General features: G+C 56.8%; 17 protein-coding genes. 14 read left to right on the top strand and 3 right to left on the bottom strand.

Annotated elements, in window-relative coordinates; translation table 11 throughout:
• The first annotated feature begins 599 nt into the window (after positions 1 to 599).
• From GT003_RS16075 to GT003_RS16045, 7 genes are all read left to right on the top strand, one after another.
• Positions 600 to 2,282, top strand: coding sequence for a type 2 periplasmic-binding domain-containing protein (locus tag GT003_RS16075; protein WP_161699536.1), 1,683 nt, complete (start codon positions 600 to 602; stop codon positions 2,280 to 2,282).
• A 56-nt stretch (positions 2,283 to 2,338) separates the two neighbouring features.
• Complete coding sequence (locus GT003_RS16070) at positions 2,339 to 3,262, top strand: ABC transporter permease (RefSeq protein ID WP_161699534.1); 924 nt, start codon at positions 2,339 to 2,341, stop codon at positions 3,260 to 3,262.
• 10 nt (positions 3,263 to 3,272) lie between these two features.
• The gene (locus GT003_RS16065) at positions 3,273 to 4,154 is read left to right on the top strand and encodes a carbohydrate ABC transporter permease (protein ID WP_161699532.1); all 882 of its coding nucleotides are present in this window, start codon (positions 3,273 to 3,275) and stop codon (positions 4,152 to 4,154) included.
• A 48-nt stretch (positions 4,155 to 4,202) separates the two neighbouring features.
• Positions 4,203 to 5,333, top strand: a complete 1,131-nt coding sequence (locus tag GT003_RS16060) for a glycoside hydrolase family 88 protein (protein ID WP_161699530.1) — start codon at positions 4,203 to 4,205, stop codon at positions 5,331 to 5,333.
• Between the two features lie 250 nt (positions 5,334 to 5,583).
• Positions 5,584 to 7,917, top strand: a complete 2,334-nt coding sequence (locus GT003_RS16055; RefSeq protein ID WP_239565890.1) for a helix-turn-helix domain-containing protein — start codon at positions 5,584 to 5,586, stop codon at positions 7,915 to 7,917.
• A gap of 15 nt (positions 7,918 to 7,932) precedes the next feature.
• Positions 7,933 to 9,603, top strand: a complete 1,671-nt coding sequence (locus GT003_RS16050; RefSeq protein WP_239565889.1) for an extracellular solute-binding protein — start codon at positions 7,933 to 7,935, stop codon at positions 9,601 to 9,603.
• A gap of 596 nt (positions 9,604 to 10,199) precedes the next feature.
• On the top strand, positions 10,200 to 11,030 hold the full coding sequence (locus GT003_RS16045; RefSeq protein WP_161699525.1) for a stalk domain-containing protein: 831 nt from the start codon (positions 10,200 to 10,202) through the stop codon (positions 11,028 to 11,030).
• A gap of 618 nt (positions 11,031 to 11,648) precedes the next feature.
• On the opposite strand, the gene GT003_RS16040 is transcribed toward GT003_RS16045, so the two are convergent.
• A complete protein-coding gene (locus GT003_RS16040) occupies positions 11,649 to 11,990 on the bottom strand; it encodes a winged helix-turn-helix transcriptional regulator (protein ID WP_161699523.1) in 342 nt (113 codons plus the stop codon).
• Positions 11,991 to 12,133: 143 nt separating this feature from the next.
• Here GT003_RS16040 and GT003_RS16035 point away from each other — a divergent pair, with 143 nt between their 5' ends.
• The 7 genes from GT003_RS16035 (at position 12,134) to GT003_RS16005 (ending at position 18,310) form a co-directional block, all read left to right on the top strand.
• Complete coding sequence (locus tag GT003_RS16035) at positions 12,134 to 13,024, top strand: alpha/beta fold hydrolase (protein ID WP_161699521.1); 891 nt, start codon at positions 12,134 to 12,136, stop codon at positions 13,022 to 13,024.
• Complete coding sequence (locus GT003_RS16030) at positions 13,021 to 13,530, top strand: dihydrofolate reductase family protein (RefSeq protein WP_161699519.1); 510 nt, start codon at positions 13,021 to 13,023, stop codon at positions 13,528 to 13,530. The genes GT003_RS16035 and GT003_RS16030 overlap by 4 nt, the downstream gene beginning before the upstream one ends.
• A 234-nt stretch (positions 13,531 to 13,764) precedes the next feature.
• A complete protein-coding gene (locus GT003_RS16025; protein WP_161699517.1) occupies positions 13,765 to 14,661 on the top strand; it encodes an aldo/keto reductase in 897 nt (298 codons plus the stop codon).
• A 374-nt stretch (positions 14,662 to 15,035) separates the two neighbouring features.
• Positions 15,036 to 15,716 (top strand): response regulator, encoded by a 681-nt coding sequence (locus GT003_RS16020; protein WP_161699515.1) that lies wholly within the window; start codon positions 15,036 to 15,038, stop codon positions 15,714 to 15,716.
• Entirely contained in the window at positions 15,700 to 17,010 is a 1,311-nt protein-coding gene (locus tag GT003_RS16015) for a sensor histidine kinase (protein WP_161699513.1), read from the top strand. Before GT003_RS16020 ends, GT003_RS16015 begins: the two co-directional genes overlap by 17 nt.
• Before the next feature lie 150 nt (positions 17,011 to 17,160).
• Positions 17,161 to 17,637 (top strand): hypothetical protein, encoded by a 477-nt coding sequence (locus tag GT003_RS16010; protein ID WP_161699511.1) that lies wholly within the window; start codon positions 17,161 to 17,163, stop codon positions 17,635 to 17,637.
• Position 17,638: 1 nt separating this feature from the next.
• Positions 17,639 to 18,310, top strand: coding sequence for a PspA/IM30 family protein (locus tag GT003_RS16005; protein WP_161699509.1), 672 nt, complete (start codon positions 17,639 to 17,641; stop codon positions 18,308 to 18,310).
• 193 nt (positions 18,311 to 18,503) lie between these two features.
• Here the strand turns inward: GT003_RS16005 and GT003_RS16000 are convergent, their stop codons facing one another.
• Positions 18,504 to 19,175, bottom strand: a complete 672-nt coding sequence (locus GT003_RS16000) for a sulfite oxidase-like oxidoreductase (RefSeq protein ID WP_161699507.1) — start codon at positions 19,173 to 19,175, stop codon at positions 18,504 to 18,506.
• A gap of 106 nt (positions 19,176 to 19,281) precedes the next feature.
• Positions 19,282 to 20,376, bottom strand: a complete 1,095-nt coding sequence (locus GT003_RS15995; RefSeq protein ID WP_161699505.1) for an endospore germination permease — start codon at positions 20,374 to 20,376, stop codon at positions 19,282 to 19,284.
• Positions 20,377 to 20,503: the final 127 nt, after the last annotated feature.

Here is a 20,503-nt window from a genome sequence, read left to right as displayed (position 1 = left end):
GCAGGTACGCCGGGATGCGGGCGGTTGTACGAATGGCTGCTCGTTCAACATAGCCATTTCATTGCGCTAACGGTTGTACGAAAGCCTAATCGGCTCAAAATGCCCATTTCATTTCGCGAACGGTTGTACGAAAGCCTAATCGGCTCAAAATGCCCATTTCATTGCGCTAGTGATTGCCAGGAGGCTTATTGCGGAACTTTACCGTGCAAATTGGCTTTTTTACGCCAACTAACGTCTGTGATAAGCGTTAGCGTTTTTGCAGCCGCATTTTTCGAGGAATAGCACCGCTGACAAGCGTTAGACGTCCGGCCGCGTTCACGTTGAACGAAACCGGCTGCTGTCGGAGCCTAATGAATTCCGAAGGATCCGTTTATACATTGCATTTCTTACGTTCAGAGGAGGGACCGCCGGTCCCTCCTTTTTCGCGTTCCGGCGCGAAATCGTCGATTGCATTGGCGAAATCGTCAGCGGCCGCGCATGAAATCGGCATCGCATTGGCGATTTTGCGCATATCCGGTTGATGGCGTGCCCGGTAGTCTGGAGTGGAGAGAGCGCCGGCTGGCCTCTCGCTACGATACGAATCAACGGAGGGTGAAAACATGAAAAGATGGATGGCTTCCGGCTTGAGCGTCGTCCTGCTCGGCTCGCTGCTCGCGGCTTGCTCGTCGAACAACGGCAACAACGAAAGCGCGGGTAACACGGGTAACGCGAACGGCAGCGCGGGAGGCACGGGGAACGGAACGACGGAAGAAGGAACCGCCGGATCGCCGGCAGGGTCAGGCGAAGCGTCGGCTTATCCGATCAAGACCGATAAGACGTTGACGTACTGGGGCGAGATCACGGGCAATCTGATCGGCGTCAAATCGTCGCTCGATGAAGTCCCGTTCTTCCAGGATTGGCAAAAGAATACCGGCGTGAAGCTTGCATTCACTTCGCCGCCCGCGGGCCAGACGAAGGAAGCGCTCAACGTGCTGCTCGCCTCCGGCGATCTGCCGGACATGCTCGAGTACAACTTCCTGGGCTTCCCTGGCGGACCGGAGAAAGCGATCGGAGACGGCTATATTCTGAAGCTGAACGATCTGATCGACAAGAACGCGCCGAACCTGAAGAAATTTTTGCAGGACCATCCCGATATCGACAAAATGGTCAAGACCGACAGCGGCAGCTACTACGCGTTCCCTTTCATTCGCGGCGATGAGTACCTCCGCGTCTTCCAGGGACCGATCATCCGCAAGGACTGGCTCGACGAGCTCGGACTGCCGGTACCCGAGACGATCGACGACTGGACGAACACGCTGCGTGCATTTAAGGAGAAGAAAGGAGCTGCTGCGCCGCTCTCGTTCGTCAGCAAGCCGCGGTTCTTCAACGAGTCGGGCAATGGCGCGTTCATCGGCGCGTTCGGCGTGAATCGCGGCTTCTACCAGGAAGAAGGCCAGATCAAGTTCGGTCCGGCAGAGCCGGGGTTCAAGGAGTACCTGCGGCTGTTCCACGATTGGTACGCGGAGGGACTGATCGACAAGAACGCCGCGACGGCGGACTCCAAGGCGCTCGACAGCAATATCGCTTCCGGCGCGACCGGCGCTACGGTTGGCAACGCGGGCGGCGGCATCGGGAAGTGGCAGCCGCTCGTCCAAGCGAACGATTCGAAGGCCGTGCTGGTCGCCGCGCCGTATCCGGTGCTGAAGAAAGGCGATACGCCGAAGTTCGGCCAGCGCCAGCAGGCGTACTCCTCCGAAGGTACGGTCGCCGTCACTACGTCGGCCAAGGATCCGGAGCTGGCGGTCCGCATGCTGGATTACGGCTACAGCGAGGAAGGCCATATGTTCTTTAACTTCGGCACGAAAGGCGTCAGCTACGACATGGTGAACGACTATCCGACTTACACCGACCTGCTGTTGAAAAATCCGGATAAGCTCGCGCCGGCGCAGGCGATCTCGATGTACGCCCGCGGCAGCTACAACGGCCCGTTCGTCCAGGACAAACGGTACGCCGAGCAGTTTTTCGCGCTTCAGACGCAGCGCGATGCCATCGGCATCTGGGCGAAAACCGACGCGGCCAAGTACAATTTGCCGCCGCTTACCCCAACGCCGGAGGAGAGCTCGGAGTACGCGACGATCATGACCGATATCGACACGCTCGTGGACGAGATGACGCTCAAGATCATTCTCGGCACCGAGCCGGTCGACAAGTATGACGACTACCTCAAGAAGATGAAGTCGCTGAACCTCGACCGGGCGATCGAGATCCAGACGGCCGCCTTGGAACGCTACAACAGCAGGTAAGAGAATGGGGAGGGAAAGGCATTCTCTCCCCCGAATCGAGGTGAACGCATCGCGTTATGGCACAACCGTCAACGGTCAAGAATCGTTTCGTTCGTGATTTCATGCTGAACAAATATTTGTACCTGATGATGCTGCCGGTCCTCGCGTATTACGTCGTGTTTCATTATGCGCCGATGTACGGCGCGCTTATCGCGTTCAAGGACTATTCCCCGATGAAAGGCATTCTGGGAAGCGACTGGGTGGGGCTGAAGCATTTCGAGGATTTCTTCCGCAGCTACTACTTCGTGCGCATCTTGAAAAACACGCTGCTCATCAGCCTGTATTCGCTGCTGTTCGAGTTCCCGGCGCCCATTATTCTGGCGCTGCTCATCAACGAGGTGCGCCACCGGATGTTCAAGCGCGTCGTGCAGACGATCACGTACATGCCGTACTTTATTTCGCTGGTCGTCATCTGCGGCATCATCACCGATTTCTCCAACGCCGATGGCCTGATAAACCGCTTGTTCACCTGGCTCGGCTACGACGGGCAGGCGATGCTCCAGAAGCCGGGGCTGTTCCGCCCGATCTACATCTCGTCGGAGATCTGGCAGCGGATCGGCTGGGAGTCGATCATCTACATCGCGGCGCTGATGAGCATCGACCAGGAGCAGTACGAAGCGGCACGGATGGACGGCGCCGGACGGTTCAAGCAGATCGTCTACATCACGCTGCCGGGCATTATGCCGACCATCGCGATCATGTTGATATTAAGAATGGGGAATCTGCTCAATGTCGGCTTCGAGAAAATCATTTTGCTGTATAACCCGGTCACTTACGAGACGGCCGATGTCATCTCGTCCTTCGTGTACCGGAAAGGCCTGCTCGAGTTCGGCTGGAGCTACAGCTCGGCGGTCGGTCTGTTCAATTCGGCAATCAATCTCATTCTGCTCGTGTCGGCTAACGCTATTAGCCGAAGAGTGAGCAAGAGCAGCCTATGGTGAGGTGGGAAGGATGAAAACGGAAACGGGCTTCTTCGACCGGGCGTTCGATGTCGCGATATACGCCATTTTGCTGCTGCTCGTCGTCGCTACGCTGTACCCGCTGTTGTACGTGCTGTTCGCTTCGTTCAGCGAAGCCGGCCGGTTGATCGTGTACAAAGGCATTCTGTGGAAGCCGCTCGGCTTCAGCCTCGACGCGTATAAGAGCGTTCTCGCGAATCCGGGCATCGCGAACGGTTACCGCAACACGCTCTTCATCGTCATCGCCGGCGTCATCGTGAATCTGTTCATGACGGCGCTGGGAGCTTACGTGCTGTCCCGCAAGAACGTCCTGTGGAACAACGTGTTCATGTTCCTGATCGTGTTCACGATGTTTTTCGGCGGCGGCTTGATCCCGCTGTACCTGATCGTGAAAGGCGTCGGCCTGCTCGACTCGCTCTGGTCGACGATCGTGCCGTTCGCGGTCAGCACCTTCAATCTCATCATCATGCGCACGGCGTTCATGGGCATTCCGGACAGCCTCGAGGAGTCGGCGAAGATCGACGGCGCGAATCATTTCACGATTCTGTTCCGGATCATCATCCCGCTGTCGATGCCGGTTATCGCCGTCATGATCCTGTATTACGCGGTCGACAAGTGGAATGGCTGGTTCTACGCCTCGGTGTTCATCAAGAGCAGGGATCTGTTCCCGCTGCAGCTCATCCTGCGGGAGATTCTGATCTCCAACTCGACCGACAGCATGTCGACGGGCACCTCGGCGGGCGACCGGTTCCAGATCGGCGAGACGATCAAGTACGCCACGATCATGGTCGCGACGGTTCCGATTCTGTGCGTCTACCCGTTCGTGCAGCGGTTCTTCGTGAAAGGCGTCATGGTCGGTTCGCTGAAAGGTTGATCCGCGCGGAGCAAGCTTGCGCGGCATATGCAAAGGAGGCATCGGAAAATGATCCAAACGACAGAATGGAACGAAACCGCGCGCAGCGCGGCTTGGGCGCGAATCGCAGCCAAGGTCGACGGCATACTGGCGGTCATGGGCGATCGTTCGCCGCATGTCGCAGGCGAGAACGGACGATACGACGATCCGCCGCTCGATTGGTGGACGTCCGGTTTCTGGCCGGGCATGCTCTGGCTTGCCTACGACATGAGCGGAGAGGCCAAATACCGCGAAGCCGCCTGGAGCTGGGACGAGCGCCTGGAGCGATTGATGCTGAAGGAGAATCGCTTCGACCACGACGTGGGCTTCCAGTTCCTGCCCACGGCCGTATATAAATTCGCGCTGACCGGCGACGAAGACGCGCGGCGGCGGGGACTGTTCGCCGCGAATTTCCTGGCCGGCCGGTTCAATCCGCGGGGCGGGTTCATCCGCGCCTGGAACGGAGACCGGATCGGCTGGGCGATCGCGGACACGGCCATGAACGTATCGCTGCTGTTCTGGGCGGCCGGGGAGAGCGGCGATCCGCGCTTCGCGCATATCGCGAAGCTGCACGCGGACACGGTGCTGCGGGAGTTTGTCCGGGCGGACGGATCGGCGCATCACATCGTCTGCTTCGATCCGGAGACGGGCGAGCGCACGGAAGCCCTCGGCGGCCAAGGCGCGGCGCCGGATTCCTCCTGGAGCCGGGGCAACGCCTGGGTACTCTACGGTCTGGCCAATACGTTCCGGCACACCGGCGATCCGGCGTACCTGCGAGCGTCGCAGCAGGTGGCGCATTATTTCGTCGCCCACCTGCCGGAGGATGACATCCCGTATTGGGATTTCCGGGCGGAGGGGGAACTCGGCGGCGAACCGCGAGACACGTCCGCCGGCGCGATCGCGGCGTCGGGGCTGATCGAGCTCGCGGACGCGCTTCCCGAGCGGGAAGGCAGGGGGTACCGCCGTGCGGCCGAGCGCATCCTCTCGTCCTTGGACGCGCGATACGCGACATGGGACCTGCCGGATCACGAAGGTATCCTGACGCAAGGAACGGGCCACAAGCCGGCGGGTCAGAACGTGAACGTCTCGTTGATTTACGGCGATTACTTCTTCATGGAGGCGGTCGCGAAGCTGAACGGCTGGAAGCGTCGTATCTTCTGACCGCGGTTCGACGCAGCCGGCAGGTTAGGCCCGCTCAATATCCTCTGCATGGCAGCCCGAAGGGACGTCCGTCGTCCTTTCGGGTTATTCGCGTGCCTGGCCGGAAGCGCCGCTGCGCATCGTTGTCGTTATTGTAAATCGGTTTTAAGATTTTCCCCATTCCTTTCCATCGGCGCGAGTCGGTATAATGGAGGTCTGAACGCGTCCTTCCAGACGACCAATTCAAGCTTGCGGGGAAGGGAGCTTGCCGATGATTCGCGCTTTATGGCAGAAACGCAAAAGCATCGTGTTTACCTGGCTGATCTCTTACAGCGCGGTCCTGTTCGTCCCGATCGCGATCAGCCTGGTCATTTATTCGCAGGCCAGCCATGCGCTGAAAGGCGAGATCCACCGCGCCAACGACGCGCTGCTGAAGCAGATGCGGTATACGATCGACAACCAGGTCGATCTGATGAAGCGGCTGGACATGGAGATCACGTGGAACGACAAGCTGCAGAACTTGATGTATTCGAACAAGCCGGCGAAAGAGGCGCCCTTCAACGCCTACCAGCTGGTGAAGGAATTCCGTCTCTATAAGACCTCCTACGCCTCGATCGACGAATTCTACGTCGTCTGGGATCAGGGAAAAGCCGTCCTGCGGCCGGGCAACATCCGTGACTTGCAGACCGCATTCCGCACGCTCCACGATACGGGGGGCTTGTCCTACGAAGCTTGGTCGGCGGCGGTGCACGGCAAGGAAGCCAACCGGTTCGCGGTGCTGCCGCATCTTGGCGCCGGCACGTCGGATACGTCGATTGCCTATATTACGCGGCTGCCGAACGATCTGAGCGGCCGGCCGACGGGATCGATCGTCGTCATGGCGGACGCCTCGAGATTTCGGCAGGCGATCGAGGGCATCTCGAATTTCAGCGAAGGGCTGCTGCTGATCCTGAACAAGGACAACGAGATCCTGCTGTCGAGCAGGCAGGACACGCCGGAGCTGAAGCCGTTCCTCGACGGCGGACATGTCCGTCTGGGCGATGCGCGGATCGGCGATTCGGAGCTGTTCTACATGCCCTCCGCCGTCTCGGACTTGAAATACGCGATCATCGTCCCGAGTGCCGTCTATTGGAAAAAGGCCGAATACGTTCGCAGCTTCGCGTCGATCAGCATCCTGCTCAGCCTGGTCGGAGCCGGCATGCTGACTTGGTTCTTCACGCGCCGGCATTACACGCCGATTCACGAACTTATGCAATCGCTTACAGACCGAAACGCGCCGCCGGAGAAGGAGGACGGCAACGAGCTCCGATTCATTCAACGCGCGATTCTGAACGCGAGAAGCGAGAAGGAACGGATCGCGATGCAGCTGCAGAAGCACCAGCATACGCTCCGTTCCAATATGATCCATCGGCTGTTGAAGGGCAGGCTCGAGACGCATGTCCCGTACGAGGAGGCGTTCCGCTCCTTCCATATGTCGCTGCCGTCGAACGAATTCGCCGTACTCCTGTTCGTGCTGGAGAACGAAGAGAGCTTGCACGCCAAGCTGCCGGGCATCGATCTGAACGAGCAGGCGAAGCTGGTGCCGTTCATCATTGGCAATGTCGTCGAAGAGCTGGCGCTGCAGCACCAGCATGCGGGCTATGTCGCGGAGGTGGACGATATGCAGGCCTGCCTCGTTTGCCTGAAGCCGGATGCCTCGGACGCCCGCGGCGAGATGCAGGCCATTGCGTCGGATGCGCAAACCTTCCTGCGCCGGTACGACATGGAGCTGACGATCTCCGTCAGCGGGATTCATTCGTCCTGGGCGGGAATCGCGGCGGCCTACCAAGAGGCCGTCGACGCGATGGAATACAAGATGGTGCTCGGAAAGCAGGGCATCATCAACTACGAGGACATCCGCGTCAGCCCGGCGGATTCGGCAGGCAGCGGCTATTATTATCCGCTGCAGGTCGAGCAGCAGCTGATCAATTTCATCAAGACCGGCAATTTCGAGCAGGCTTCGGCCTACATGCGCGAGATAACGGACCGAAATTTCGGAGGAAGGGTCATGCCGCTCAACCTGGCGCGCTGCCTGCTCTTCAACCTCGTCGGCACGATGGTCAAGGCCATCAACGAGCTCGGCGAAGGAGGCTCGTGGGAGAACGAGCCGAGCTGGATGGACGCCGTCATCGACTGCGGCACGATCCAGGAGATGCAGGAAGCGCTGCAGGCGCTGCTTCGGGACGTTTGCGCGTTCGCCGCGGAGAAACGGGCAAGCAACGCTTCGCTGGAACGGGAAGGATCGCTCCGCGAGCTGTCCGCCGAAGTCGCCCGGTACATCGAGGCGCATTATGCGGACGCGAACCTGAACGTCAACGCGATCGGCGAACGCTTCGACCTGAAGGGCAGCTACCTGTCGCGGCTGTTCAAGAATCAGACGGGCGAAGGGCTGCTCGATTGCATCCATAAGACGCGCATTGGACAGGCCAAGGCGATGATCCGCGCGAAGCGCGATTCAATCAACGAGATTTCCCGTCTCGTCGGGTACAACGACCCTGCGACCTTCATTCGGGTGTTCAAGAAATACGAAGGCATCACGCCGGGCAAGTACAAGGAAATCTACTAAGCGGGGGGCCATGCGATGAGACGGAGAAGCATGCGGCTGATGGCTGCAGCAGCGGCGACGGTCGCGATCCTGGCGCTTGTCGGTTGCAGGGAAAGCGCCAGTGTTCGGACTGCAGGCAAGAATCCCGATGCGCCAAAGCAGTCGATCGGTTCTCCGAGCGATGCCGGCGGCAGCAGGGACGGACGCGACGGCAGCGGTACCGGCAGCGGCGATGGAGCGGCGATGACCTATTGGGCGGAGCTGAACGGGAACGCGGCAAGCGCCAGGCAGCGATTCCAAGACGTGCCCTTCTTCCAGGAATGGCAGCGCGAGACGGGCGTGAAGCTGACCTTCATCCAGCCCCCGTCGAACCAGGCGAAGGAAGCGATCAACGTCATGCTGGCATCGGGCAAGCTGCCGGACATGATCGAATACGAATGGGCGAACTTCCCGGGCGGGCCGGAGAAGGCGATCAAGGACGGGTATATCTTGAGGCTTAACGACGTGATCGACCGCTATGCGCCTAATTTGAAAGCCTATTTGCGCGAGCATCCCGACATCGACAAGCAAATCCGGACGGCGGGCGGCAGTTATTATATGTTCCCGTTCGTGCAGAACGACGATCGGCTGCGTACCTATCAGGGGCCGATCCTGCGGAAGGATTGGCTGGACGAGCTCGGCATGGACGTCCCGGAGACGATCGACGATTGGCATTTGGTGCTCAAGGCGTTCAAGCAGCGAAAAGGCATCGAAGCGCCGCTTACGTTCCTTGGCGTGCCTTATCCGCTATTCGGGATCGAAGGCGGCGGCTTCATCGGCGCATTCGGAATCAAGAAGGGCTTCTATCTGGAGGACGGCAAGGTGAAGTACGGAGCGCAGGAACCCGGGTACAAATCGTTCTTGGCCTTGTTCCGCGATTGGTATGCCGAGGGACTGATCGATCCGAACTTCGCGGCGGTCGACTCGGAGACGCAGGACGTCAGCATGCTGACGGGGCGGAGCGGCGCGAGCATCTGGAACGCGGGGGCGGGCATCGGCACCTGGCTCCCCGTGCTGCAGCAGCACGATCCGTCGGCGGAGCTGGTTGCGGCTCCGTATCCCGTGCTGCATCGGGGCGATCGGCCGGCATTCGGGCAGCTCGCTCCGGCGGTGGGGTCAAGCGGCGGAGTGGCGATATCGAGCGCGAGCCCGAACGTCGAGCAGGCGGCTCGCCTGCTTGATTTCGGGTACGGCCCGAAAGGCCATATGCTGTTCAACTTCGGGATCGAAGGCGTGAGCTACGAGATGAAGGACGGCTATCCGCATTATACGGACCTGATCCTGAACAATCCGGAGAAGCTGGCGCCGTCGCAGGCGCTTGCGATGTATACGCGAGCCAGCTATTTCGGGCCGTTCGTCCAGGATGTCCGGTACATGGAGCAGTATTACGAGATGCCCGAGCAGAAGGAGGCGATTCGGCTCTGGGGGGATACGGACGCTACGGAACATACGCTGCCGGCCACGCCTAAGACGGAGAAAGAGAACGCCGAGCTCTCGGCGATCATGCAGGACGCGGAGACGCTGACGGACGAGATGTCGCTGAAATTCATTCTCGGCATCGAGCCGATGGAGGGCTTCGACGCTTATGTCGAAGAGCTTAAGCTGCTCGGCATCGATCGAGCCGTCGAGATCCAGCAGACGGCGTACGACCGGTTCCGGCAGCCGTAGGGCGTGCGTGCGGGGAGTCTATTGGACGAAAAGGTGACGGTAGATCAACGGTGACCAAACGGCAGCATGGCTGTCGTTTTTGGGCGCCGATGCAGCACAATCGTGCTATCGTCTGATCGCGTAATCGTAACCGATTAATACTCGATGCCTAATTATCCGCAGCTATTAGCTCCCAGCATCCATGGAAATGATTTAATCAAATCCAATCTTATTGATCATACGTTGAAATCTTCGGGTTCAATCTCGAACGAGGCCGCGATTCGTAAGCGCTCGGGCTTTCCGTTATCGGCCCATACCAGGATCGTTTCCGCTGCCGATGACTGTTGATGGGCAGTGCTGGATTTAACGCTGAATGCCTTCGTGAGCACAATGCCTTCATTGAATGCAATGTTACCCGTGAGCTTATCTTGAAAATAGGCGCGATTCGCAAACAGGACCGCAACACAACAGTGGCCAAGGCTGCCTAAATGTGTTTCTTGGACGATTGCAGATTAATCCCCTCCAATCTAGCTCCCATGGAACTTGGCGCAACAAATGCATCTGAATCTGAGTATAAGTCATCGTGGGAAAAAATGGATTCTTTTTGGAGGGACGATATGCGCAGCGTACTAAAGAGCGGAGCGATAAGAAAGTTAATTTTTCTATTCATGGCGGTCGCAATTGGTATGAGTGCTCTCCTCGTTCATGCCAGGGTAGCCTCAGCCTGTGATTTTACCGGCGAAATGATCAAACCACGGCCGGAATCGCTCGCGTTTACAGGAAAAGCACTTGAGGTTCGAGACGATGGGCAGCATGGGAACGATGTTTATTTTGAAGTGTATACCCTTGAACAAGGCAACGTAAAAGCGCTAGTACATGTATGGACGCCAAATGCAGCTTATTCTTGCGGCGGTTATGGCTTCAAAGCGGGGGAACTCTATGAAGTGATAACAATAGATTCAAAGCTATACGATTCATCCAACGAGGCGTGGATCAATACGGTCAGGCCATTATCGCCTGAGGAAGTGAGCGAAAAGGAAAAACTGGAGGGGCAGTCTCTCTTGGAAGATTTCCAGAAACGATCAGACGCAGCCGTCTCGATTAACGCAGAGGACTTGATCGTAAGCAGACCCTATGATTACTTCTATACGAACAAAGATAATCGGGTTATGGTTCCTTTGACGGAAGCGAATATGAGCAGATTTGGAATCGAGCCTGCTCTGCCAGATCAGAATGACGACAAGGTAACCTTAACGTATAAGGGACGAGCGTATACCTATCGGGTCGGATTCAACACCGTGCAGATCGGCGAGGAAATAGCCTTGATGGATACCGTATTGGAACGTGTTGACGGAATTCTGTTTATTCCCGCACGTCAGGTTGCTGATATTATCGAGGCATCATTAACATGGGACAACAAGCGCAAGAAATTAAATATTGCGTTCTGAAGAAGCTTAAGAGGTCAAAGAAAAAAGGTAAGCGTAACTCGAAAATCTCTAAACGGCAGCCAGCAATGGCTGCCGTTTTGGATTGTAGAGGAACCTGCGTTTTTGAAACGGCAGGTTTCTCAATTTAGTTTCAGGTCCAATTAAGGGCGATGTATACGACGGTGGGGGGCATATCAGCAAGCAACTGAAGCTGCGGATCGTTCAACGTGAGTTGGGCTGACTTCTAACTTCTAACTTCTAACTTCTAACTTCTAACTCCTATCTTCTAACGATTGTCAGCGGTGCTAATCCCTCAAAAACACGGTTAAATAATCCCTAACGGTTATGACAGACGTTATTTGGCGAATATGAGCTGAATCGTGCGGAAATTCGCCCAATAGCTCTCCTGGTAAGCGTTAACGATATAAAAGGGGGATTTCGAGCCGAATAGGCTTCCGTACAAGCGTTAGCTCTAGTGCTCTAAAGCGCTTAGGATTAGGGTCATTTTCGCAAGTAGGACTATCATGGCTTGCATCGACGATCTGTAAGCAACCCAATAGAGTTATGCGATTTTTGATTTTCTCGACATTCTGAAACGGCAGCCAGCAATGGCTGCCGTTTTTGCATATGCATTCAAAATTAAACCATCTCTTTCGCCCCAGGCTCGGCATGGAAGTTGTTTTCTTGCACCCATGTCCACATGGCCGCAAATATAGGCTGTAAATTCCAGCCGCGCTCGGTCGGCTCGTACTCGACATGCAGAGGAACGCCGGAATACTGTGTGCGGGTAATGATTCCCTTCTCCTCGAGTACCCGCAGTCGATCCGTTAACGTTTTCGGGCTGATCGGGTGCAGCCTTCGACGCAGCTCCCCGAATCGCTTGGTTCCGACAAATAACTCCAAAAGGAGCGGAAGCGTCCACTTTCCATCCAAGATTTCCAGCAATGGATCGATGGCTTCGATACAAGAGCGGTCCAACATGGCGATTCCTCCATGGTTCATTTTATGAAACTACTGCACTTTAATGTAACTACTTTTCAAATGTACCATGATCCAATACCATTGACCATAGAGGGAAGCAAATAAAGGAAGATCGCTAACGATCGAAGGGAGGCAAGACGAAAATGAAACGACCTTTTGAAGTGGATCCGGCGGAGTACCCGTTCCAGGACCGCTGGCTGCCGTACCGCGATGGGAATATTCATTATGTGGACGAAGGCAGCGGACCGACGGTTCTTCTCCTGCACGGAAATCCGACGTGGTCCTATCTGTACAGAAATGTCATCAAGGAGCTGAGCGGGGAATGCCGGCTGGTTGCACCGGATTATCCGGGCTTCGGAATGTCCAAAGCGCCGTCCGGCTACGGCTATACGCCGCAGGAGCATTCGGAAGTCATCTCGGACTTCATCCGTCGTCTGAAGCTGAAAGATTTTATACTCGTGGTTCAAGACTGGGGCGGGCCGATCGGTCTTGATTACGCCGTGCGAAACCGGGAGCAGCTGCGCGGGATCGTCTTGATGAACACCTGGGCGTGGCCAGCGGCGCAGCTTCCGATGAAATTGTTCTCGCTTGTCATGGGAGGTCGGCCTCTCGGGTATTGGCTGCAGACTCGCCGCAACTTCTTCGCCAAGGTCATCGTTCCGCAGGGCATCCATCATGCCGAGAAGGTGACGGACAGCCTCAGGAAAGCCTACACCGATCCTTTCCCGACGCCGGCATCCAGAAAGCCGACCTGGGTATTCCCCCGGCACATCCGCAAGGCAGGGTCTTGGCTGGCGGCGATTGAATCGCGGCTCCCCTCGCTCGCCGATCTGCCCGCCCAGATAATATGGGGGTCAAAAGACAGCGCCGGATTCCCGCTTGAGGCCATGAACAAATGGCAGTACTATCTGCCTAGGAACGAAACCGAAATCCTCGACGATGCTTCTCACTACGTGCAGGAGGATCGGCCGGATCGGGTAGCGGCAGCGATTCGAAATCTATGGACTAGAACGTCAGGAGGAACGAACCGATGAAAACGATAGTATGGGCAACCTTGAGCGCCAACGGGAACTATGCGCAGTCGAGTCCCGAGAACCCGCCGAAGAAGGAAGCGCTGGACGACTTTGCGAAGCATGCCATGGCGGCCGGGAATTTTATTGTCGGACGGCGTACGTTCGAGAGCATGGCGGCCGGAGGAGGAGGAGGTCCATTTGCCGATTTGGATATCGTCGTAGTTTCCAGAAATCTGGAATCCCTTCCGGGGGCAACGATTGCGGGATCGCCGGAGGAGGCCCTGAATTATCTGCGGCATAAAGGTCATCGCACCGCAATCGTAGCGGCAGGAGCGGATTTACACAATGCATTTTTAAGTCAGGGGCTCGCCGACGAACTGATCTTCAATATTGCGCCCGTGCTGGAGGGCAAAGGGCTCCATCTTACAATCGACCCGAATCATTATTCGTTCAAAGATATCGAGCTTCTGAATGCCAATCCGCTTGGCGGCGGCGTCGTCCAGCTTCATTACGCGGTTAACTTCTAGTGTAAGAATGACGAATACGCTCCAATCCGGAGGCTTCGATTCGCATGGCGCTCCCAAGTGTAATAACAAGAGAAGTGTATCCGCAAACAATGGATGCCGATGGGCGGCGAATTGAGATTCCTGCACGCAGATTTGCCTGCTTACAAAATTTTCGTTTTTCAAGGATTAGCGGACGGCCTATACTGCAAGAAGGCAAAACAATCCAATCAAGACGAAAGCGAGGCGGCAAACAAGATGGAGAAGAGGCAGTACGGGAGAACCGACATGAACGTGAGCATTCTCGGGTTCGGCGGCGCGGAGATGGGCTTCGAGGGCATGAGCGCCGAAGCAGCGGACAGACTGCTCGGCAGCGCGCTTGACGCGGGCCTGAACGTCATCGACACGGCGGAATGTTACGGCACGAGCGAGGAACTGATCGGCAAGACGATCGGGCGGCGGCGCGGGGATTATTATTTGTTCACCAAATGCGGCCACGCATCCGGCTTCGATCAACCCGACTGGGATCCGGCCATGCTGGAGGCCAGCATCGACCGAAGCTTGAAACGATTGCAGACGGACTACGTCGATATCGTGCATCTGCACAGCTGCTCCGAAGAACTGCTTCGCCGGGGCGACGTCATCGACGTGCTGAAACGGGCGAAAAAGAAAGGCAAGACGCGCTACATCGGCTACAGCGGTGACCATAAAGCCGCGCTCTACGCCGTGCAATGCGGCGCCTTCGACTCGCTGGAGACATCGGTCAACATTGCCGACCAGGAGGCGATCACGCTGACGATCGCGGAAGCGCAGCGGCGGGGCATCGGCGTCGTGGCAAAACGGCCGATCGCGAACGCGGCATGGAAGACGGGCAAAAAGCCGGAATCCGGGTACCATCATGCGTACTGGGATCGGCTGCAGGCGCTCGGTTACGACTTCCTGCAGGGCGACTTGAACGAATCGATCGGCACGGCGCTCCGCTTCACGCTCTCCGTGCCTGGCGTGAATGCCGCCATCGTCGGCACGACGAAGACGGACCGCTGGACGGAAAATGCCCGTCTGTTGGCGGAGGGCATGCTGCAGGCGGAACGTTACGAGGCGATTCGCGCGCAGTGGAAGGCGAAGGCGCAAGCGGATTGGATCGGCCAAGGCTGAACATGCCGGAGATATCCGCTGATTAAGCAAGCAACTGAAAAGCAAGCAGCTGAATAAGCGAGCAGTCGAATAAGGAGATTGGCCGATGCGCCAGTCTCCTTATTCGTGTGGATGTCGGCAAGCGACCCGCCGCGAATCGCCGAGCGGCCGGTCCGCTGGCTTTTTTCATATGCGAATGCAGGTACACCTATTCGAATGTTCAGGGACTGCCCGCTCATCATCGTCTTGGGATTGAATGTTATGGTTATGGCGAAGCGCATAATCTCCATGCATCTACATGAGCGTAATTAGCAACGGGATATTTTTTACCGTACTTTTACCGTTTGTTTGATATACTAAGCTATTATTTCCATACGGCGGCGGTGAGCGTAAACGTGAATATTTTGTTGGCGGAAGACGATAAGAAGCTCGGCAAGCTCGTTAAATACATGCTGGAGAAGAAAGGCGGCTATCACGTCGATTGGGTGGAGAACGGCGAGGATGCACTCGATTATGCGCGCGGATCGGCTTACGACGTGCTTCTTCTGGACTGGATGATGCCGCTCATGAACGGCGTCGACGTCTGCAAGCGGCTGCGCGGCGACAATTACGGACAAGCCATCGTCCTCTTGACGGCGAAGGATTCGCTGCAGGATAAAATCTTCGGCCTTGATGCAGGAGCCGACGACTATCTGACGAAGCCTTTCGAGATCGATGAGCTGCTCGCTCGGTTGCGGGTGCTGGCACGGCGGAACTTTGCCCCGAGGAAATCGGATAGCGTGACGTTCGGGCCGTTTACGTTCAATCGCACCTCGCGCCAGCTATCGCGGAACGGATCGGAGATTCAGCTTAGTCCAAGGGAGTACCAGCTGCTCGATTTTTTCCTGCAGAACATCGGCAACGTACTGACGAGAGAGTCGATTCTCGATCGCATCTGGGGGCTTGGCAGCGATGTCTCCTACAAGAATGTCGACGTGACGGTGAAGATGCTCCGCGACAAGCTGGACGATCCCGGGGCAGAGCCGGCCATACACAGCATCAGGGGGGTAGGCTACCGGTTTGAAATGGACGCTTAAAAACGGGAAGAAGCGCGACCTCTTCCAATACACGCAGAGAAAGCTCACGGTCACGTATACGTGGCTCATCATTCTGTTTCTGGCATTATTCTCGATCATCGTAACCGTCTTCTTCGTCTTCATGGTCTATCGGGAGCAGAGCGATTCGCTTCGTTCGACCATGAGCGCGACCGAGGACGGCCGAGTCGTCGTTCCGGATTTGGAGAACAGCCGCAGCGATGATCTCTATTTCTTCTATGTGCTAGATAATCGGGGCGAAGTGCTTGCGCAGAGCGATGCAATCCCCCAGCTTAGCGGCAGCAATAGAGCGGAGATCGAGAAGTGGCGGCCGGACGGGGATTCGTTTCGCTTGCGCCGCCAGCCCGAACAAGAGCAGCGGATCGGGGATCTTAGGATCAGAACGGACGACCGTCTGCTCTTCATAGGCGCGCATCCGATCATGACGACGAGCGGTCCGGCTATGATCTATGCGGCCAAGGATGTCACCTTCTATCGGGATATCCTTCGCAACCTGCTCTTCGTGTTCCTCTTCATCCTTACTTTATTCAGTCTGGCAGCGGTCAAGCTCAGCTCCTCGATGTCCAAGAAAGCGATGATCCCGATTCAGCGAACGTTCAAGCATCAGCAGCAATTTCTGGCGGATGCCTCGCACGAACTGAGGACGCCGCTCAGCATCATGAACGCGTCCCTCGACGTGATCGAGCTGGAGAACGAAGATACCATCACGCCGTATTCGAAGGAAGTCGTTACGGACATGAAGGAAGAGATCGGCCGGATGACCCGCATGGTGCAGCATCTCCTGCTGCTTGCCAGGTCCGACGCAGGCTCGGCCGAGTTCGAGATGGGCAGTTTCGACATCGTGCCGAAGCTGCGCCAGTGGGTGCTTGCCTTCGAAGGCGTCGCGCAGAAGAAGTCGATCGCACTGCGGATGATGCTCCCGGGTTCGCTCATCGTGAAGGGCGATCAGGAGCGGCTGAAGCAGCTGGTCTATATCCTGCTTGATAATGCGATCAAGTACACGCCGGAGGAAGGCAAGGTCGACGTCGGTCTTGACCCTAACCCGAAGCAGTGGCGAATCATCGTCCGGGACAGCGGCATCGGCATTGCCGAGGCGGATCAGCCACGTATCTTCGATCGGTTCTACCGGGTCGAGAAGCATCGCAATCGGGAAGAAGGCAGCGCAGGACTGGGACTTGCGATCGCGAAGCAGATCGTGATCGCCCACCGGGGTTCGGTCGTTCTCGAGAGTGCGCCGGGGAAGGGAAGTACGTTTTCGGTGGAATTTCGCGTCTAACGCACTACTTGAAAGATGGAGCTTGATTAGGAGCAGGAGCAGGAGCAGGGAATTTTTTGTCCTTTACCGTACTTTTACTATTGCGCTCTATAGTAAGCCTTGCAGGGACAAGAACATGATTTCCGAAAGGATGATAAGAAGGTGAGACGCATGAGACCTTGGGTAAAAAGAACGCTGCTCGTATCCGTCATCATCGTAGCTGTCGGAGCCGGCATCAGCATGGTGGCCGGGGAGCACGGGCGGGAGGTATCGAAAGTCGTCAGGGTGAGTCAGGAATTCCACGGCAGGCCCGCTGACGGCATGAAGGTCGAGATCAGAGGCGGAAAGGATGCCGCCGTGCCGATGCCGCCGGGCGAAGATGCAATCGAACAGCTTCCGCCGGATGGGCCGAGACTGCGGGAGGGCGGCATGCACATCGATATGGGGCATGAGCGTCATCATTTCGGACATGGTCTGGCGCTGGGCTTAATGATTCTGATCGCCGGCATGGTGTTGTTCTGGGCGAGCAGGCGAGGCAAACGTTCGAGAATCGCGGACGGACCGAACGTGCTTGCGAACATTCCTACGGCTTCGGACTTCCTGGACCAGTGGGAAATGCAGCAAAATCAAACGAAGGAGTCGAAATAACATGGGAATCTTCAAACGCGTCAAGGATGTTTTCCTAGCCGAAACGAACGAGCTGATCGATAAATGCGAGAAGCCGCTCCATATGGTGAATCAATATATGCGGGAATTCGGCGTAGAGCTGGAGAAAGGGCAGCGCGCCCTGGCGCGCCAGCTGTTCATCGAGAAGCGGCAGGCGGCATTGATCGGCGATGCCGAGACGGCCGTCGAGAAGCGGGACCGCCAAGCGAGGCTTGCGGTAGCCCAGGGCGAGGATCAGATCGCGAAGCTGGCGCTGCAGGAGAAGCTGCTGCAGGAGAAGAAGCTGACCGTCTATCGCGAGCAGTATGTCACGATCCAAGAACAAACGAAGGTGCTCGAGGACCGCATTGCCCAGCTGCTGGTGCAATCGGAGGAGTACAATCACCGCCGGCTGCTGCTCGAATCCCGGATTAATGTGGCCAGCTCCCTGAAGGAGCTGAATCAGAGCGTGGTCTCCTTTCAGACGGACGGCATGGTCAGAGGTTTCGCCAGGGCGGAAGAGAGAGTCATGATGATCGAGGCGGAGCTTGCGGCCATGAATCATTTCAACGCGCCGGCGAGACGATCCGCGCCGCAGTATCTCGATCCGACGCTGACGCCGGAGATCGAAGCGTCGCTTGCGGAATTGAAACAGCAGCCGGCAGCAGAACAATAGGTTACCACGCGCGCAGGCATCCGCAGTCGGCATGAGCTCGCGCGAACATAGAGAAGCGATGACATGGAAGAAAGCCGGCAGTATCTGCCGGCTTTCTCGCAACCTCGCAGAGAGGCTCGTGAACGTTCACGAGCCTCTCTGCGATCCTGTTTAATAGCGTAATTGCGGGAGATGGCGAATACGCGTTCCTCGATCAATCAAACTCGAAATTCTTCCACTCGTCCTCCGGCATATGCTGTCCTTGTTCGGAGAAACGCTGTTCTTGGAACGGTTCGGCCACGTTGTGGAAGCCGTTGCGCTCCCAGAAGCCGGGCCGGTCCTTCGTCATGAATTCGAAGCCGCGGACCCATTTGGCGCTCTTCCAGAAATACAAATGCGGCACGACGAGCCGAAGAGGGCCGCCGTGTTTCTGCGTCAGCGGCTGACCGTCGTAGGTATGCGCGAGCAGCGCTTGATCGCCGAGGAGATCCGACAGCGGCAGGTTGGTCTCGTAATCCGGGTCGGCATGGATCATCACGTAGCGGGCATCCGGCTTGATGTTGAGCCGTTCGAGCAGATCCTGAAACAGCACGCCTTTCCAGGTTGTATCCGCCTTGGACCATCGCGTGACGCAGTGGATGTCGCAGCGAATCTCGGTTTGCGGCATGGCCATGAGATCGTCGAAGCTCAGCGTGAGCTCGCCCTCGACTTCGCCGAAAAGACGCAGATTCCACGCCGCCATGTCATAGCGCGGTACGTCTCCCTCGTGCAGGATCGGAAACCGATCCGTCCAGATTTGGCCCGGCGGAAGCCTGTGCGCAAGTTCCGGCGGCGACTCGCCGGTAAGCGGCTTCATCTTCTGCAGCCGCTCCGCTTTGTTATGCATATCCGTTTGCTCCTTTGCGCGTACATTCATCTTGCGTATGACAACATCCTAGAGCACTTGGAACTTCGCGTCAAGACGTTCATCGAGCAACGGAGGCACACTGAGGTTACGTCGTTGTTTTCGTTCCAAGCTTCCTGAACCAGATGATGCAAATCAAGCAGAGCGGGATCAGGATGGAAGGCACGATAATGGCGAAGGGCAGAATCGTCAAATCGTAGGCGACCAGCTTCGCGGGGTTGATGAAGCTGGTAGCCGCGACGGCGAAGAATATCGCGCCGACCGGCAGGTAGAACGAGCTCAGATTCTTCACGGTAAACAGTCTGCCTACGATCTTGACGAACGCGTACTGCACGATGATGATCTCGAACAGCGTTAGGATGGTCCAAATTCCGATAATGATAATTTCGATGCGTTCGATATACTCGCCGAACTTCACCAGCTGAATCGCGGAGAAGAACGGAAACGAGGATGTTTTGAACATGTTTTCGCCCAAGCAGCCGAACGCGAGATAAGTCGATATCAGCAAGTAGGCGCACGAGAAGACGGTGGCGATGTTGCAGCTCTTGCTCAATTTTTTCTGGTTCGTCGTCTCGGAGAATAAGAAGCAGAACACGGCCGTCTTGCCGAACGGAAACCCGAACGATACGAGCGCGCTGTAGGCGATCAACGGAACGGGATGCTGAAATTGCGGCAGAAACGGATTGCGCTCGACATCTTGAAAGATGAACGCGCAAATGACGAGCATGGCAACGGTAAAGAACGGAAGGATCATGAGCGTTGCCCGCGATATCGTGCTCAAACCGAGATAAGCGGCGTAAGTCGTCACCAATATCACGAGCAGCATGATCAGATTCGGCGACGTGTTCGGAAGGATGGCGGTCGTGTAGAAGAGCGAGATGGATCGCAGCGATAAGATGCCAAGTCCGGTCATGCCGATTAAGTAGAAACAAAGAACGGACTTGCCCAGCCACTTCCCGAGCAAGGTTACGATGATATCGCTCAGATTCTTCGTAGGAAACTGGTGTTGGATGTAGACCAGCAGCTTCAAAAGCACGATCGTCGCGAGCATGGCGGTAATGTCGGCGATCCATACATCGTGCAGGATAAGCTTGGCTTCCAATAAATACAGCGTCGAGAAGCCCGACATGAACGCAAAGCAAAGGCAGCCTAACTGGAACGGCGTGATTTTGTCGTTGTTCACGACGGGTGCACCTCCTGCACGATATTCAATTTTCGCAGCACGAATTCGGAGAGCGGTCGATAGAGCCAAGTATTGAAAGCCTCTGTCGTGGGAATCCGTTCGCCTATGACAGGCAAGAGGTAGCAGG

The organism is Paenibacillus sacheonensis (assembly GCF_009909195.1).
Taxonomy (GTDB): Bacteria; Bacillota; Bacilli; order Paenibacillales; family Paenibacillaceae; genus Paenibacillus_Z; species Paenibacillus_Z sacheonensis.
Note: the sequence above shows the minus strand (reverse complement) of the source record. Positions and strands in the feature narration are given on the sequence as shown.